Here is a 17,571-nt window from a genome sequence, read left to right as displayed (position 1 = left end):
CCTCAGCCCCCGGTGGCGGGGGACTTCTTCGCTTCCTCGGGGATGGTGGTGTCCTCGCGGATCGCCTTCCACAGCTGACCCGCCTGCGGCTCGGCCGCGATCACCCGGTTCTTGTCGATCTTGTCGTACGCCACCGGCAGCATGATCGTCTCCATCGAGGCAGGGTCGACGCCGTTCATCGAGCGGGCGAACTCCGCCAGCGAGGTGAGCGACGCGAGCCCCGAGTCGGTGGTGAGCGACTTGGTGGCCGACTTGGCGATCTTGTACGAGTTGGCCGGACTGCCCAGCAGGTCCTGCGACTTGACCTCGCTCAGCAGGGCCATCATGAACTGCTGCTGGAGCCCGATGCGGCCGAGGTCGCTGCCGTCGCCGATGCCGTGCCGGGTCCGGACGTACGCCAGGGACTCGGTGCCGTTCAGCTTCTGGGGGCCCGCGGTGAGGCTCAGCCCGGAGGCCTTGTCCTCGATGTCCTTCGGTACGTCGACGGTGACCCCGCCGATGGCGTCGACCAGGTCCTTGAACCCGGCGAAGTTGATCTCCAGGTAGTGGTCGATGCGGACCCCGGACATCTTCTCCACCGTCTTCACCACGCAGGCCGGGCCGACCTGCGCGTAGACGGAGTTGAACATCACGCGTTCCTTGGCGGACACCGTGGAGCCGTTGTCCCCGACGCACTCGGGCCGGGTCACCAGGGTGTCGCGCGGGATGGAGACGGCGACGGCCTTCGACCGGCCCTCGGGTATGTGCACCACCATCGCGGTGTCGGAGCGCGCACCGCTGACGCCCCCGCCGCCGCCCAGCTCCTTGTTCTCCGCCCCGGCTCGCGAGTCCGAGCCCAGGACCAGCAGATTCTGCCCGCTGGTGGGCAGCTTCTCCGGGCGGTCCTCGCCGAGCGCCTTGTTGATGTCGACGCCCTTGATGTTCCCGTCGAGCTGGCTGTAGAGCCAGTACACGGTGCCCCCGGCGGCGAGCAGCAGGACGAGCAGGACACCGAGTGTGATCTTGAGTCCGCGGCGGCGCTTGCGGGGCTTGGCCGAGCGTCGGGAGGCGCGGGGGCCCGGAGGTATGACGTCGTTGCTCATCCTGCAGGAGTCCCTTGTTCTCTTGGCCCGGAAGGGCGGTGTGGAGTTGGGGACTCGGGTGGGGCCGGTCCACGCGCGTGGGGGGCTGAGCGTGCACTATAGACAGATTTTCGAATGTTATGTAATTCTTCACGCGCTCTTCGGGTGCCGTGCACGGAACGTCACACGTGGCCCGATGTCGCCGTGGACCCGACGCCACGTCGTCGCGCCGGGGGAGCGCTGCACTGCGGGCCGAACAGAGATTCTATGATGGGTGCGTATCGGTCTGCCGCCTGTCGGGACGCCAACGCGTTGTCCAGGGCGGGGCCGGGGAACTTCTGGGAAGGACGACCTCACGTCATGCCGGTCAGATCCAAGCGCGCTGCCCGGAGAGGGGCCCCGCACCCGGGTGCCGAGGACCACGACGCCCGCGTACAGTACGACGCTTCCGAGTCCCCGCGTGCCCGGTCCACCGCCGGCGGCCGGTGGCTCGTCCTGGGCAAGGACGGCAGGCTGACCGCCTACGCGACGGCCGCGCGGGGACTCCTGCGCTGGACGGAGGAGTCCCCCGGCGGGCCTCGGTGGACCGGCCCGGTGCTCCTCCCGGCTCCGCATCTCACGCAGCTGTCCGTGGCCCAGGGCTCAGACGGTTTCGTGCACTTCGTCGGCCGTCGCGCCGTCGAGGGGGACCACGGCCAGACCGTCGATCTGGTGAGCGCCACCCAGTTCCAGTCCGGGCGCCCCCTCACCGAGTGGCGGTCGTTCGGGAACCAGCACAAGGAACCCGAGAAGGCGGCGCGCATCGGCGTCCCGGCCGCCGCGGTGGGTGAGTCGGGTGCGCTCCACGTCTTCGTACGGAACGCGAACGGCAGTCTCGTCCTGCGGCGCGAGACCGCCGCCGGCGGCTGGAAGGGATGGCAGGACCTGAAGGTCGGAAGAGTCCGGGACGGAGCGGCCGTGGCCGCCACCTCGACCGGTCGCGTCGAGCTGGTCGCCCCCGGGGACGGTCTGACGATGCGCTGGACCCAGAGCGAGCCCGGCGGCGCCTTCCGGCGCGAGCAGGACATCCCGTTCGGCCACGCCCCCGGGAGCGCCGTCGCACTGGAGACCGCGCCGGAACGGATGACGTTCTACTGGGCGGACGAGGGCACAGGAGGCGTCGTGGCGTACCGTCCGGGCACCTGGGCCATTTCCCTGGGCGGCTCGGCCTCGAACGACCCGGTGGCCGCCCTGCGCGCCGTGCTCGACGGCTACGACTGCACGGTGCTCGCCCACCGCGGCCACGACGGGCAGGTCATGCTGGCGGCCTGCGGTACGGAGAACGAGGGCGGCGGCGTGTGGTGGTCGCCCACCGGGGAGAGCTGTGCGGGGGGCCCCGCGCTCGCGCACGACGTGTACGGGCGTGTGGTGCTGGCCATGATCGGCGAGGACGGGGCGTTGCGCGTCGCCCGCCAGCGGCGCGAGCCCGGACTCGCTCTGGAGCCCTCCGTACGCGTGTGAGACGGCGACGGCGGGAGCACCCCGAGGGGCGCTCCCGCCGTTCGTGTGCCCGGACCCGGGCCGGGCCTCTGCCCTACGGGCTCAGGTGAGGAGCTTCAGCCCGATCGACAGGTAGTTGCTGTCCGTGTAGTACGGGTGGAACCGCACCGACCGGCCCTGCGGCGTGGCGACGACCCGCTGAGGGAAGACGTTCACGGGCTTTCGCTGCACGATGTCGTCGGCGAAACGGCCGATCCGCAGCCGGTGCGCCGTCCCCGAGACCGTCAGATTGGCCGGGACGCTCAGGGAGAGGTCCCAGATGGAGTCGAGCTCGATCATGCGGTCGCCGTACTGCAGGAGATCGATGGTGAAGCTGGCGCCACCGTTCGAGAACGCGCAGGGAATCGTGAAGAACGACTCCTTGTTCTTCCGGCTCTGCGCGATGATGTGCGCGCCGTGCCCGTCGGCGTCGACCTGCGGACCGCCCTGCGCGGCGGCGACTCCCAGGGCGAACATCTGCACGTTGAGATGGGAACCCGCCGTCTCGATCCCGAGGACCTCCGCGTGCGCGGGAACCTCGCGGGAGACGATCTGGAGATACCCGCCGTCGGGCGAGCGCGTGAACGACCGGAACCGCACCGGGGAGGAGCCCGCTTGGGATATGAGCGAGTTCGCGGACTGCTGGAGTTCCTTGACCTTGATCCGGCGCATCACTCCGTCGTCCTCGCGGCGCAGCAGGACGTTCCAGGTCCCGGTGGCCAGCCGGAGCTGCCCGGGGATGGCCGCGTAGTGCCCGTTGGCCGTCTGCTCCGCGGGACCCGTCATGAGGGCCTGCCGGCCGTCCGCCGCGTTCACGCACAGGACGGTGAACCGGTGGCCGGCGGCCCGGGTCGGGTCGACGACGAGTTCGAGGTCGCCGGAGGAGGTGGCCCGGCAGAGTGCCTCGGGGCGGTAGTCGCGGGCGGTGAGCAGCCTGGCGAAGTACGACTCGTAGGTGATGGCCTGCGACTCGTTGCTGTAACTGTGGGCCTTCTCGACGGCGTTGGCGCCCATCTGCGCCCGTGTCTCGGCATCGCCCATGAGCCAGTCGAGGTTCTTGGCGAACGTCTCCGCGTCGCCCACGGGGGACAGCGCGCCGTCCACACCGTCGGAGATGATCTCGGAAGGGCCGTGCGGGCCGGCGGTGCTGAGCACCGGGACGCCGCAGGTCATGGCTTCCACGATCGTCAGTCCGAAGGTCTCGTCCGTCGAGGTCGAGGTGTGCAGTGCCGACTTGGCCAGTTCCTCGCGAAGGTGCTTCGTGTGCCCCATGAGGAGGATGCGCTCGGTCGCGCCCAGGTCGTCGATCTGCTTGCGGAGCTTCGGCTTCTCCACGCCGCTTCCGTAGATGCGCAGCGTCCAGTCGGGATATTTCGCGCCGAGCCGCCCGAACGCGTCGATGAGGAGGTCGAACCGCTTCCAGTCGACCATGCGGCCGGACGCGGTGACGATGCGCGACTCACGTACGTCGGACCGCATGAACGTGCTGGTGACCGCGTTGGGCACGGCGTGGAAGTCGGTGCCGACCGCGCCGTAGGCGTCCCGGTGTGTCTGGGCGTCCTTCGACGTCACCGTGACGAACCCGTCCAGCTGCGGGATGGCGAGGTCCAGCATCTGGCGTGAGGCGCGGCTCTGGTGGTGGTAATGCGTGTGCGCCTGGCCCAGCGTGACGTACCTGCCTGTGCCCAGGGCGGCCACGAGCGCGATGGCGCTGGGCGCGGTGGCGATGACGACGTCGGCGTCGGCGCTCTTCAGGTACTCGGCGGCGCGCTCGTCCATGAGGCGGCTGTAGCGGTTCTTGTCGTCGGGCTTCCAGCCGGCGCCGGGGCAGCGCTCGGTGGCGACCTGGTGCAGCGGATGGGTGAGGTCCGGCGAGCCGTCACGGGTGTCGATGAGGGTGCGCAGCGTGATGCCCGGGTCGAACCGCAGCGGCGGGGTGTCGTGGTACTGGAACGTGCTCACCAGCTCGACCTCGTGCTGCCGGGCGGCGAGGGAGTTGGCGAGGGTCTGCGTGGCGACGGACGTACCGGCCTGCCCGTACGCGCTGTACATCAGGAATGCGATCTTCACAGGTCCCCCTGGATCAGTGGCCGTGCGGCGCGGCTCAGTCGGTCTGACTCTCGGAGTGGTTCAGGACCTGCGAGAGCGCGGATTCGAAGGCGGAGTCGGGCGCCGACGTCGGGTCCTGCCGCCGTACGTCGATCACATGCCCCGTCATGGCGGAGAGGAGCACGTCGAGCGAGCTGCGCGCGACCTCCTCGGACGAGAGCAGGGAACCCTCCGGCTCCTGCCCGAACGCCTTGGTCCGCATCGGGGTCGCGGTGCGCTCCGGGTTCACGCAGTTGACCCGGATGCCGTCCTCGGCCCATTCGTCCGACAGTGCCTGGGTGAGGTTGACCATGGCGGCCTTGGTGGAGGAGTAGAGGCTGTACTCGGCGCGGCCGCGCGTGTAGCTGCTGGAGGTGAAGAGCAGCAGCTGCCCGGCGCTCTCGGCCAGGTACTTGTACGAGGTGCGGGCGATGTTCACGGGCGCGAGGTAGTTGACCTCCATCGCCTCGCGGACCGTGGCGTCGTCGGCCTGGTCGAGCCGGCCGATGCGCAGCACGCCCGCCGTGTTGACGACGAAGTCGATCCGGCCGGTCTCGGCGTACGCCGCGGCGAAGGCCTCGTCCACGTGGTCGGGGTTCTCGACGTGGGTGCCGGTCGTGGAGCGCCCGAGGGCGTAGACGTTCGCCCCGTACCCCCGCGCTATCCGGGCGATGTCGCCGCCGATCCCGTACGAGCCGCCGAAGACGAGCATGGTCCGGCCCGCCAGCCGGTCCCGGTAGAACTCGTCGCCGCTGTGCGCCGGAGCCGTCGTGGAGGCGAGCTGGAACAGCTTGTCGGCGATGAAGACGTCGACCGGCTGGGTCACCTTCATGTTGTACTCGTCGCCGGCCACCACGTGGACGGGGACGTCAGGCAGGTACTTCACGACGACCGAGCAGTCGTCGGTCGCCTGGAAGAACGGGTCCGCGGCGGCGTGTTCGTACGCGGTGCGGATGGTGGAGAGCCGGAAGCCCTGCGGGGTCTGCCCCCGCCGGAGCCGGGCGCGGTCGGGCACCTCGGTGATGAACTCCCCGTCGTCCCCGTGCGTCCGGGTGACGATCACGGTGTCGGCCGACGGGATGGCCACGTCGACGGCGCTGTAGCGCTCCAGCGCGTCCACGCACTCCTTGACCACGCGCTGGGACAGCATCGGGCGCACGGCGTCGTGGAACAGCAGGTTGCAGTCCTCGTCGGCGCCAAACCGCCCGGACACCGCCGCGATCGCGATGTTCGTCGTCTCGCTGCGGGTACCTCCGCCGGCCAGCACCGCCGACACCTTGCGCAGCCCCGCTCCGGCGACGATCTTCTCGGCCTCGGCCACGTGGCTCGGCGTCATCAGCACGATGACGTCGTCGATGTCCGGCGCGTTCTCGAAGACCCGCAGGGTGTGCTCCAGGATGGGCCTCCCCGCGATCTTCAGGAGCTGCTTCGGGATGGCGAGCCCGATGCGCTGCCCCGTGCCACCGGCGAGGACGACGGCGACGGTGCGGCGACGGGGGGCGAGCGTGGTCAAGTGGAGCCTGCTTCCTGTCGAGGGTGAGGGTGGCGAAGCGGCCCGGACGCGGAGCGTCCGGGCGAAGCGGGGTGCTCGGCGGCCGTATGCGCTCAGGCCGGCTGGCGCGGCTGCTGACCGGGGAAGTCGGGCTGGTCCGGGTGCTCGACGGGGAAGTCCCGGATCCCGGACCGGTACAGAGCGTTCGCGGCCTCGGCGAAGCGGATGGTCGACGGCGGATTGTCCGGACCCAGCAGGTATTCCTTGAGCTGTTCCCGGTACGGGGCCATCACGTCCTGGTCCACGGAGAGCATCGCGGTGAGCGCGGTCTCCAGACCGTTGCACTCGGCGTCGAGGAGGTACGAGGCGTACGCGGTGCGCTGTTCGTTGCGGAACTCCGCGTCGGGGAGTCCTTCGAGGTTGAAGATGGCGTACGGCTTACGGGTCGCCACGAAGTCCGAGACCACGCTCGACATGTCCCCGATGAGCAGGTCGGAGTGGTTGAAGCAGTCGTACAGCGTGGGCACCTTGTCGGTCACGACATGGTGCGCGTCGACGGGCAGGGAGTCCCAGTACAGCGCGCCGGCCTGATGGCGGAACTTGCGGATACGGGTGGTCCGCTCCGACTCGGTCAGGTCCGGGTACTTCGACCGGACCCCCCGCTCCTGGAGCGCGGCGAGACGCTTGTCGATCCGGGCCAGCCGCCGGCCCGCGGTCTTCGAGTCGAGGACCTTGCGCCCGAACCGGCGGGTGTTGTCCTCCTGGAGGAGCGCGATGATGCGCCGGTGCGCGGTCGCGGCCGCGGGGGAGCGGGTGCCGGTCAGCGGGTGCGGCTTGTAGATGATCCGCAGCTGCTCCTTGTACGCGAGCAGGGTGCGTATGAGGTGCTCGCCGGCCGGGATGACGGAGGTGTAGCAGGCGTCGTCCGTCCAGCCTTCCCAGGTGGGCGCGTAGATGACGGTGGGTATCTCGTTGTCGACCGAACCCGTCCAGCGGCGCAGGGGCATCAGCTGCGGGCGGCCGACCTCCACGATCTGGTGGGCGGTCACCGCGTGCTTGATGCGCTCGTAGCGGTCGCGTCCGGCGCGTCCGGCCACCCAGATCTCGTCGAAGACCTTGCTGACCCGGTTGCTGCTGGCCAGCTTGTCGCTGTCGCCGTGGCCGATGAAGACGTGCTTGACCTCGTGCCGCTGGAGCATGTGCACGTTCTTTCCGGCGTTGCCGGGGTAGAGCGTGACGCGGAGCTCGGGCATCTCGACACGGGCCAGGTACTCGGCCTTCGGGACGCAGATGACCGGTACGGAGGTGGCGTCCAGGAAGCGCAGGGTGGCCCGCTCGCGCAGCACGATGATGGGGCGCAGGTCCAGCTCCTCCAGCGACTCCAGCCACATGTTCACCTGGTACATGAAGTCCCGGGAGACGGCGGCGAAGGTGAAGTACAGGGCGACCTGCGGCCGGTACTGCTCGAGTTGCCAGTTCAGCTCTTCGAGAGCCTCGTCGTGGGTGGGCAGGACCAGCGCGTTCCGGGCGCCGGGAAGCAGGACGAGCACGGCCAGGAAGGCGAGCCAGACCGTGGCGATCCCGCCGAAGGTCACGTACTTCCAGTCGTCCGTGGCGACGGTGCCGATCGCGCCGGCCACCAGCGGGACGTCGAGGTGCAGCATCTTGCGGACGTGCTTGCTCGTCAGGAACGGATGCGGCAGGCGGCGGATGCCGAGGGCTTCGAGGTCCAGGCCGCGGGTGGTGAAGGGCAGCGCCGCGCGCTCGGACTTGACCCGCTTGATCATCGCCCCGTAGACGAGCTGCAGGGTGAAGAGCAGCAGCAGCCCCACCGCCGTCATCTGGATGACGAACGAGTCGAGGTCGATGATGGCGCCGCAGAGCGCGAGCAGCAGGAACTGACGGATCAGGAAGCGGATGGTGAGCCCGAAACGCGAGTCCCGCAGCCGGTCCAGGGTGGAGGACTCGGCGGTGTGCAGGAGCAGGTCGGCCAGATAGCTGACGGCCGCCGCGCCGGCGAAGACGGGCAGCGACACCATCACGACCGCGGCCATCATGGTCACGAAGCTCAGCACCAGAGCAGCGGTGATCAGGACCCCCAGCACGGCCTGACGTTTTTGCTTGCCCATGGGCTGCCGACCCCTTCCTCAGATGATCTTGTGCGGCGCTGGCTACGGTGCCGGCCAGAACAGGGACTGCCGCACGTCACAGTGGGGGCCGTGCCGCGATGAGACTCCGACGCGGACGGTGTGTAAGAAACTTGTGAAGCATCCGATCAAACTTTAGACACTGCTCGGACTCAACAGAGAACTTTCAAGGGTTAAAAGTAGAACAATTGTCGTCTGGATACCGAACAGTTATGAACGGTTGGCTGTCACGTGATCGAATCGCGGGGATTTGCGCCCTATGTGATGGCGGAGATGCCGGCTCAGGTCGTGGTGGTCGGAGCCGGGCACGCGTAGATGGCCAGACGCCGACGCTCCGGCGTCTTGACGGAGAAACCCACGCAGAGCTGGGGCTCCGGCGCGGCCCGCACCGCTATCCCCTCGGGCTCGCGGTACTCCAGCTCGGGCGCCACGGTCACCTTGCGGCGGCCGACGACCTCGCCGGTGCGCACATCGAGCGCCGACACGAAGGTGTCGCCCCCGCCCGACGGAGGGTTGGCGCCGGCTTCGTCCGTGTAGCCCTTTCCGGTCAGCTGGTAGATGTGGTTCCCGTGCAGCACGCACCCCTGGACCCACTCGCCGTCACGCAGGGCGCCGTCGGCGACGGTGTGCAGGGGTTCGTACCGTCCGTCGAGGAAGTCGTCCGTCCGGTAGACCGCGTAGTGGTGTGCCTCGCCGATCCAGTGACTCACCAGGACGCGGCCGTCCACCGGGTCGAACGCGGGATGGAGCTGGCGGCTGCCCGGCAGCGGCCGGTGATGCCGCACGGCCGGCGACGAACTGTCCAGGACGGCCCCGTCGCGGAAGGGGACCCGGGCGACGGCCCGGCCGTAACCGGTCCGCTCGTCCACATCGGACTCCACCCACAGCAGCACGTCCCCGCCGGAGGACTCCACGCCCATCGAGACCCCGTGGCCGAACCCCCGTAGGTACATGTGCCCGGCGGCGCTCCCCGAGAGGGACAGCACCGAGACGCACATATCGCCCGCCATCTTCCGGTCGCGACCGGAGACGGGCCCCTCCTCGTCGGGGAGCCGGAGCCCGTCCGCCATCACCTGGAGCGCGTACACCCGGTCGCCCGCGGCGTCGAAGGCGAACGACTGGGGCCCGCTGACGGTGCGCAACGGACTCGGCGGCAGCAGCGCCACCGCCTCGTCCACGGCGAACATCCCGACCGTCGGGGGCGGTACACGGTCCTCGCGCCCGCTCACCCAGGCCAGCACGCCACCCGTCGCGGCGATCGCCGCGCCACCGCCCGCGAAGAGGACCGCTCTGCGGCCGATGTGATTCCTGGTGCCCGTCATACCGTGCGTGAACGCCGTCCTGCCCATGGACGGCGACCGTCCACTTCCGGGGCTGCTCGGGGATGAGATCAGGTCATTCTGTCATCACTCCACCGGGACCGGTCCGGGCAGGCACGAAGGGTACGACCCGTCGCCGAGTCGCACCCTTCGCGGTCCGTCGTGAAACCGGGCGTTACGCCGGCACGCTCGCCACGCCCCGCGCCAGGAACGGCTTGCCGTTCACCCGCTGGGAGACGCCCTCACGGTCCAGGTACGGCGTGATGCCGCCCAGGTGGAAGGGCCAGCCCGCGCCGGTGATCAGGCACAGGTCGATGTCCTGGGCCTCGGCGACGACGCCCTCGTCCAGCATCAGGCCGATCTCCTGCGCCACCGCGTCGAGCACGCGGTCGCGGGTCTGCTCCTCGGTGAGGACGGTGTCGCCCTGCTGGAGGAGGGCGGCGACCTCGGGGTCCAGGACCGGCGCGCCGGAGTCATAGACGTAGAAGCCGCGCTTGCCCGCCTTCACCACCGCCGCGAGGTTCTCGGAGACCGTGAAGCGCTCCGGGAAGGCGCGGTTCAGGGTCTCGGAGACGTGCAGACCGATGGCCGGGCCGACCAGCTCCAGGAGCACCAGCGGGGACATCGGCAGGCCGAGCGGCTCGACGGCCTTCTCCGCGACCTCGACCGGGGTGCCCTCGTCGATGACGTTCTGGATCTCGCCCATGAAGCGGGTGAGGATGCGGTTGACGACGAACGCCGGGGCGTCCTTCACCAGGACCGCGGTCTTCTTCAGCTTCCGGGCCACGCCGAACGCCGTCGCCAGCGAGGCGTCGTCCGTCTGCTCGCCGCGGACGATCTCCAGCAGCGGGAGGATCGCGACCGGGTTGAAGAAGTGGAAGCCGACGACCCGCTCGGGGTTCTTCAGCTTCGACGCCATCTCGGTCACCGACAGCGAGGAGGTGTTGGTGGCGAGGATCGCGTGGGCCGGGGCGACCGCCTCGACCTCCGCGAACACCTGCTGCTTGACGCCGATCTCCTCGAAGACGGCCTCGATGATGAAGTCCGCGTCCGCGAAGCCCTCGGCCTTGTCGAGGACACCCGAGACCAGGCCCTTGAGGCGGTTGGCCTTGTCCTGGTTGATACGGCCCTTGCCGAGCAGCTTGTCGATCTCGGCGTGGACATAGCCCACGCCCTTGTCGACACGCTCCTGGTCGATGTCCGTCAGGACGACCGGGACCTCCAGGCGGCGCAGGAACAGCAGCGCCAGCTGCGAGGCCATCAGGCCCGCGCCGACGACACCGACCTTGGTGACCGGGCGGGCCAGGCTCTTGTCCGGGGCGCCGGCCGGGCGCTTGGCGCGCTTCTGGACCAGGTTGAAGGCGTAGATGCCGCTGCGCAGCTCGCCGCCCATGATCAGGTCGGCCAGCGCCTGGTCCTCGGCGTCGAAGCCGGCGGACAGGTCACCGTCCTTCGCCGCCGCGATGATGTCCAGCGCGCGGTACGCCGCCGGGGCCGCGCCGTGCACCTTGGAGTCGGCGATGGCCCGGCCGCGGGCGACAGCCTGGTCCCAGGCCTCGCCGCGGTCGACCTCGGCGCGCTGAGGCGTGACCGTGCCCTTCAGCACGTTCGCGGTCCAGAGCAGCGACTGCTCCAGGAAGTCCGCGCCCTCGAACAGCGCGTCCGCGATGCCGAGTTCGAAGACCTGCTTGCCCTTGAGCTGACGGTTCTGGTTCAGCGAGTTCTCGATGATCACCGAGACCGCGCGGTCCGCGCCGATCAGGTTCGGCAGGAGCGCGCAGCCGCCCCAGCCGGGGACCAGACCGAGGAAGACCTCGGGCAGCGAGAACGCCGGGAGCGCCTGGGAGACGGTGCGGTAGGTGCAGTGCAGACCGACCTCGACCCCGCCGCCCATGGCCGCGCCGTTGTAGTACGCGAAGGTGGGGACCGCGAGGGCGGACAGGCGGCGGAAGACGTCGTGGCCGCCCTTGCCGATGGCCAGCGCGTCCTCGTGGCGGCCGAGCAGCTCGACGCCCTTGAGGTCGGCGCCGACCGCGAAGATGAACGGCTTGCCGGTGATGCCGACGCCCGTGATGGTGCCCTCGGACGCCTCCTTCTCGACCTGGTCGATCGCGGCGTTCAGGTTCGCCAGCGACTGCGGTCCGAAGGTGGTCGGCTTGGTGTGGTCCAGGCCGTTGTCCAGCGTGATGAGGGCGAAGTTGCCCGCACCGGCCGGAAGGTCCAGGTGGCGTACGTGCGCCTGGGTGACGACCTCGCCGGGGAACAGCTCGGCCGCACCCTTCAGAAGCTCAGTGGTGGAGCTCACTTGTTGCCTCCGTCAGCGTTGAAGTGCGGGTTCTCCCAGACGACCGTGGCGCCCATGCCGAAGCCGACGCACATGGTCGTCAGGCCGTAGCGGACCTCGGGCTGCTCCTCGAACTGCCGGGCCAGCTGCGTCATGAGCCGGACACCGGAGGAGGCCAGCGGGTGGCCGTAGGCGATCGCGCCGCCGTACTGGTTGACGCGGGCGTCGTCGTCGGCGATGCCGTAGTGCTCCAGGAAGGCGAGCACCTGCACGGCGAACGCCTCGTTGATCTCGAAGAGACCGATGTCCTCGATGGAGAGACCGGCCTGGGCCAGCGCCTTCTCGGTCGCCGGGATCGGGCCGTAGCCCATGACCTCCGGCTCGACGCCCGCGAAGGCGTAGGAGACGAGGCGCATCCTGACCGGGAGGCCCATCTCGCGGGCGACGTCCTCGGCGGCGAGCAGGGAGGCGGTGGCGCCGTCGTTGAGACCCGCGGCGTTACCGGCCGTCACGCGGCCGTGGGCGCGGAACGGGGTCTTCAGACCGGCCAGCGACTCCATGGTGGTGCCCGGGCGCATCGGCTCGTCGGCGGTGACCAGGCCCCAGCCCGTCTCCCCGACATCGGCGTTCGTGCGGCGCACCGAGACCGGCACCAGGTCCTGCTGGATCCTGCCGTTGGCGTACGCCTTGGCGGCCTTCTCCTGCGAACGCACCGCGTACGCGTCGGCACGGTCCTTGGTGATCGTGGGGTAGCGGTCGTGCAGGTTCTCCGCCGTCATGCCCATGAACAGGGCGGACTCGTCGACCAGCTTCTCCGACACGAAGCGCGGGTTCGGGTCGACGCCCTCGCCCATCGGGTGGCGGCCCATGTGCTCGACGCCACCGGCCACGACGACGTCGTACGCGCCGAAGGCGATGGAACCGGCCGTCGAGGTGACGGCGGTCAGCGCGCCCGCGCACATGCGGTCGATCGAGTAGCCCGGGACGGACTGCGGCAGACCGGCCAGGATTCCGGCGGTACGGCCCAGCGTGAGGCCCTGGTCCCCGATCTGCGTGGTCGCGGCGATGGCGACCTCGTCGATCTTCTTGGGGTCCAGGTCCGGGTTGCGGCGCAGCAGCTCCCGGATGGCCTTCACGACGAGGTCGTCGGCGCGGGTCTCGTGGTAGATGCCCTTGGGGCCCGCTTTGCCGAACGGGGTGCGGACGCCGTCGACGAAGACGACGTCCCGGATGGTACGAGGCACGGTGGCTCTCCTCCAGGGTGCGGGATGGCACTGCTGCGGGGCGCGCCACGGGGGCGCGCCGCCTGCCCTCATGCTACTTGCGGGTAACCAGACTGCCCACCCCTCGCGGGCGGAGCGTCGAAGGTCACACCGCCCCGGGTGCCCGGTACCGGCCGCCCCCGGCGGCCGTGCGGCGGGAGAACGGGCCCTGAACCTGGCGTGATTTCGACCATGGGTTCGGTCCGTGGACAGGGCCGGAGAAGCGGAAAACCCCCGGTCGGTGACCGGGGGTGTTCGCTGTGTCACGGGAACGGCGGTGTATCAGGAGGCGTCCAGCGCCCGCACCAGGAGGGGGGCGACCTGCTGGATCTGCCAGTTCCGCGCCCCGTATCCGGCGAGGGTGTCCTCGACGGCGCCCGGCGTCGGGTTCTTCGGCGGCTCCCAGCAGACCCGGCGCACGGTGTCCGGGGTGATCAGGTTCTCCTGGGGCATGTGGAGCCGCTCGGCCAGCTCGGAGACGGCGGTGCGGGCGGCCGAGAGCCGGGCGGCGGCGGCCGGGTCCTTGTCGGCCCAGGAGCGCGGGGGAGGCGGTCCGGCCGGCTGCTGACCGGGCTGGGGCAGCGCCGTCTCGGGCAGTGCCTTGGCCCGGTCCACGGCGGCCTGCCACTGCTCCAGCTGACGGCGACCCATGCGGTGGCCGAATCCCGGCAGCGCGGTCAGGGCCTGTACGTCGACCGGCAGCGCGAGCGCGGCCTCGATGATCGCGGCGTCGCCGAGCACTTTGCCCGGGGAGACGTCGCGGCGCTGGGCGACCTGGTCACGGGCGGTCCACAGCTCCCGGACGACGGCCATCTGACGGCGGCGGCGCACCTTGTGCATGCCCGACGTGCGGCGCCAGGGGTCCTTGCGGGGCGGCGCGGGCGGGGCGGAGGCGATGGCGTCGAACTCCTCCCGGGCCCACTCCAGCTTGCCCTGCCGCTCCAGCTCCTCCTCCAGCGCGTCGCGCAGGTCGATCAGGAGCTCCACGTCGAGCGCGGCGTAGCGCAGCCAGGGCTCGGGCAGCGGGCGGGTGGACCAGTCGACCGCGGAGTGGCCCTTCTCCAGGGCGTATCCGAGGACGTTCTCCACCATCGCGCCGAGGCCGACGCGCGGGAAGCCCGCGAGCCGTCCGGCCAGCTCGGTGTCGAACAGCGAGGTCGGGGTCAGGCCTATGTCCCGCAGGCACGGCAGGTCCTGGGTCGCCGCGTGCAGGATCCACTCCGTGCCGGACAGCGCGGAGCCGAGGCCGGAGAGGTCGGGGCAGCCGACCGGGTCGACCAGGGCGCTGCCCGCGCCCTCGCGGCGCAGCTGTACGAGGTAGGCGCGCTGGCCGTAGCGGTATCCCGAGGCGCGCTCGGCGTCGACGGCCACCGGGCCGGTGCCCGCGGCGAAGGCCGCGATCACCCGGGCGAGGGCGTCGTCGGACGTCACCACCGGGGGAATGCCCTCGCGAGGTTCGAGCAAGGGGATCGGCGCCGGGGCGACGTCGTCCGGGGGAGCGCCCCCGGTGGTTCGCAGTGAGGTGTCTGCTGCGGTCTCTTGGGCGTCGGTCACGTGTCAAGGGTATCTGTGTATGCACGGAGCCCGTCGACGGAACGTTCCGTCGACGGGCGGCCATGCGCGTATTCCAGCCGGAGGCGCATCGGTGCACGTCCCGGCGGGGTGCGGTCAGTGGATGATGCCCGTCCGCAGGGCGACCGCGACCATGCCGGCACGGTCTCCGGTGCCGAGCTTGCGGGCGATGCGGGCGAGGTGGGACTTGACGGTCAGGGCGGAGAGGCCCATCGAGACGCCGATGGCCTTGTTGGACTGGCCTTCGGCGACCAGGCGGAGCACCTCCACCTCACGTCCGGACAGTTCGCGGTAGCCGCCCGGGTGGCTCGGGGAACCGGGGGGCCTGCGGTGCATACGGGCCGCGTTGGCGCCGATGGGGGCGACGCCGGGGCGGCCGGGGTGGCCGATGTTGGTTCGGGTGCCGGTGACGACATAGCCCTTCACGCCGCCCGCGAGGGCGTTGCGAACGGCGCCGATGTCGTCGGCGGCGGAGAGGGCGAGACCGTTGGGCCAGCCTGCGGCGCGGGTCTCGGACAGCAGGGTCAGCCCGGAACCGTCGGGCAGGTGGACGTCGGCAATGCAGATGTCGCGCGGGTTGCCGACGCGGGGGCGTGCCTCCGCGATGGACGACGCTTCGATGACGTCACGTACTCCGAGGGCCCACAGATGGCGGGTGACGGTGGAACGGACGCGCGGGTCGGCCACGACGACCATGGCCGTCGGCTTGTTCGGGCGGTAGGCGACCAGGCTTGCGGGCTGCTCAAGGAGAACGGACACCAGGCCTCCTGGGGGGAGTGGCGGGACGGGCCGGCTCGGGGGGTGAAGCCGGGGGCGAACCGTGCTTGAAGGGTCATTGACCTCTTCGGCAGCGGACCCGTCCTCCTTTAGGGAAAGATCGCTATTTGGTGAGTAACAATTCGGGCAAATAGGACGCGCGATCGATTGTACGAAAAGAGCGTCGGCACTTGTGCGAAACGGGTGACGGAGTGTTACGAAACCTGCGGCCCGCGCCGCTGCGGCAGCGTCACCACCGCCGCGTCCGTCGGATCCGACGGCGGGAGTCCCGCGATCTGGCACAGCAGATCACCCCAGGCCATCAGGTGCGACGCCGTGTCCGGCACACCGCCGCGCGACTCCCTCGGCGTCCACGAGGCCCGGATCTCGATCTGCGTCGCCGGCCGGCGCGTGGACAGCGCACCGAAGTAGTGCGATCCGGCGCGCGTCACCGTCCCCCCGGCCTCTCCGTACGACAGGCCCCGCGCGTCCAGCGCACCCGTCAGCCAGGACCAGCACACCTCCGGGAGCAGCGGGTCCGCCGCCATCTCCGGCTCCAGCTCCGCCCGGACCAGCGTCACCAGCCGGAACGCGCCCTGCCAGGCGTCGTGCCCCGCCGGATCGTGCAGCAGGACCAGCCTGCCGTCCGCGAGATCGTCCTCGCCGTCCACCACCGCCGCCTCCATGGCGTACGCGTGCGGGGCGAGCCGCTGGGGCGGCCTGGTCACCTCCACCTCCAGCTCCGGGCGGAGCCGCGCGGAGCGCAGCGCGTCGACCGCCGCCAGGAACGCGGGCGGCACGGGAGGTCCCTCCGCGTGGTCCTTGCTTTCAACGCCGTCGGAATGATCGGAAAATTGTCCCTGAGCCGGAGCCATGCGGGGAAGAGTAGGCGGAAGCCGGGCCCCGCGCAGGGAGAGACACCCGTGCGGGGCCGGGCTCCTTCGGCGCGCGTGCGAAGATTCTGTGCGTGAGTGCCAACGACAGCCCTTCGGGCCAGCAGACGACGACCTCCGCCAGCCTCGACGCGGTCCGCCACGCCACCCACGACTCGGCGTTCCTCCGGGCCTGCCGCCGCGAACCCGTCTCCCACACGCCGGTCTGGTTCATGCGCCAGGCGGGGCGCTCGCTGCCCGAGTACCTGAAGGTCCGCGAGGGCATCGCGATGCTCGACTCCTGCATGATGCCGGAGCTGGTCGCCGAGATCACCCTCCAGCCCGTACGCCGCCACAAGGTCGACGCCGCGATCTACTTCAGCGACATCGTCGTGCCCCTGAAGGCCATCGGCATCGACCTCGACATCAAGCCCGGCGTCGGCCCCGTCATCGCCGAGCCGATCCGCACCCGCGCCGACCTGGCCCGGCTGCGCGACCTCACCCCCGAGGACGTCCCGTACGTCACCGAGGCCATCGGGATGCTCACCGCCGAGCTGGGCGCCACCCCGCTCATCGGCTTCGCCGGGGCCCCCTTCACGCTGGCCAGCTACCTCGTCGAGGGCGGCCCCTCGCGCAACCACGAGCGCACCAAGGCCATGATGTACGGCGACCCGCGGCTCTGGGCCGACCTCGTCGACCGGCTCGCCGAGATCACCGGCGCCTTCCTCAAGGTGCAGATCGAGGCGGGCGCCTCCGCCGTCCAGCTCTTCGACTCCTGGGTCGGCGCACTGGCCCCCGCCGACTACCGCCGCGCGGTACTGCCCGCCTCCGCCAAGGTCTTCGACGCCGTCGCCCCCTACGGCGTCCCCCGCATCCACTTCGGCGTCGGCACCGGTGAACTGCTCGGCCTGATGGGCGAGGCCGGCGCGGACGTCGTCGGCGTCGACTGGCGGGTCCCGCTGGACGAGGCCGCCCGCCGCGTCGGCCCCGGCAAGGCGCTCCAGGGCAACCTCGACCCGGCGGTGCTGTTCGCGCCGACCCCGGCCGTCGAGGAGAAGACCCGCGAGGTGCTGGACGCCGCCGCCGGTCTGGAGGGCCACATCTTCAACCTGGGCCACGGCGTCATGCCGAACATGGACCCGGACGCGCTGACCCGGCTCGTGGAGTACGTGCACACGCAGACCGCGCGCTGAGCGAGAG

12 protein-coding genes are annotated in these 17,571 nt (G+C 70.5%); 2 read left to right on the top strand and 10 right to left on the bottom strand.

Annotated features, from left to right (window positions below; translation table 11 throughout):
- Positions 1 to 2 precede the first annotated feature (2 nt).
- A complete protein-coding gene (locus ACH4KB_RS11770) occupies positions 3 to 1,082 on the bottom strand; it encodes an LCP family protein (protein ID WP_398065811.1) in 1,080 nt (359 codons plus the stop codon).
- A 339-nt stretch (positions 1,083 to 1,421) separates the two neighbouring features.
- Between ACH4KB_RS11770 and ACH4KB_RS11765 the strand changes: the two genes are divergently transcribed.
- On the top strand, positions 1,422 to 2,561 hold the full coding sequence (locus tag ACH4KB_RS11765; protein ID WP_398065810.1) for a hypothetical protein: 1,140 nt from the start codon (positions 1,422 to 1,424) through the stop codon (positions 2,559 to 2,561).
- A gap of 81 nt (positions 2,562 to 2,642) precedes the next feature.
- Here the strand turns inward: ACH4KB_RS11765 and ACH4KB_RS11760 are convergent, their stop codons facing one another.
- From ACH4KB_RS11760 to ACH4KB_RS11720, 9 genes are all read right to left on the bottom strand, one after another.
- Positions 2,643 to 4,649 (bottom strand): glycosyltransferase, encoded by a 2,007-nt coding sequence (locus tag ACH4KB_RS11760; RefSeq protein WP_398065809.1) that lies wholly within the window; start codon positions 4,647 to 4,649, stop codon positions 2,643 to 2,645.
- 34 nt (positions 4,650 to 4,683) lie between these two features.
- The gene (locus tag ACH4KB_RS11755) at positions 4,684 to 6,180 is read right to left on the bottom strand and encodes an SDR family NAD(P)-dependent oxidoreductase (RefSeq protein WP_398065808.1); all 1,497 of its coding nucleotides are present in this window, start codon (positions 6,178 to 6,180) and stop codon (positions 4,684 to 4,686) included.
- 92 nt (positions 6,181 to 6,272) lie between these two features.
- Entirely contained in the window at positions 6,273 to 8,288 is a 2,016-nt protein-coding gene (locus ACH4KB_RS11750; protein WP_398065807.1) for a hypothetical protein, read from the bottom strand.
- Between the two features lie 299 nt (positions 8,289 to 8,587).
- On the bottom strand, positions 8,588 to 9,655 hold the full coding sequence (locus ACH4KB_RS11745; protein ID WP_398065806.1) for a signaling protein: 1,068 nt from the start codon (positions 9,653 to 9,655) through the stop codon (positions 8,588 to 8,590).
- A 145-nt stretch (positions 9,656 to 9,800) separates the two neighbouring features.
- Positions 9,801 to 11,930, bottom strand: a complete 2,130-nt coding sequence (locus tag ACH4KB_RS11740) for a 3-hydroxyacyl-CoA dehydrogenase NAD-binding domain-containing protein (protein WP_398065805.1) — start codon at positions 11,928 to 11,930, stop codon at positions 9,801 to 9,803.
- A complete protein-coding gene (locus ACH4KB_RS11735; RefSeq protein ID WP_398065804.1) occupies positions 11,927 to 13,153 on the bottom strand; it encodes a thiolase family protein in 1,227 nt (408 codons plus the stop codon). Before ACH4KB_RS11735 ends, ACH4KB_RS11740 begins: the two co-directional genes overlap by 4 nt.
- A 300-nt stretch (positions 13,154 to 13,453) precedes the next feature.
- Positions 13,454 to 14,725: an HRDC domain-containing protein gene (locus tag ACH4KB_RS11730; protein WP_398065803.1), complete on the bottom strand. Its 1,272-nt coding sequence runs from the start codon at positions 14,723 to 14,725 to the stop codon at positions 13,454 to 13,456.
- A gap of 114 nt (positions 14,726 to 14,839) precedes the next feature.
- Positions 14,840 to 15,502 (bottom strand): response regulator transcription factor, encoded by a 663-nt coding sequence (locus ACH4KB_RS11725; protein ID WP_018491682.1) that lies wholly within the window; start codon positions 15,500 to 15,502, stop codon positions 14,840 to 14,842.
- Positions 15,503 to 15,714: 212 nt separating this feature from the next.
- Entirely contained in the window at positions 15,715 to 16,374 is a 660-nt protein-coding gene (locus ACH4KB_RS11720; RefSeq protein WP_398065802.1) for a DUF3000 domain-containing protein, read from the bottom strand.
- 92 nt (positions 16,375 to 16,466) lie between these two features.
- Between ACH4KB_RS11720 and hemE the strand changes: the two genes are divergently transcribed.
- Entirely contained in the window at positions 16,467 to 17,564 is a 1,098-nt protein-coding gene (gene hemE, locus ACH4KB_RS11715) for a uroporphyrinogen decarboxylase (RefSeq protein ID WP_398065801.1), read from the top strand.
- Positions 17,565 to 17,571 lie beyond the last annotated feature (7 nt).

The organism is Streptomyces sp. NPDC017520 (assembly GCF_044329855.1).
Taxonomy (GTDB): domain Bacteria; phylum Actinomycetota; class Actinomycetes; order Streptomycetales; family Streptomycetaceae; genus Streptomyces.
The sequence above is the reverse complement of the archived record's forward strand: the minus strand, read 5'-3'. Positions and strand labels throughout refer to the sequence as shown.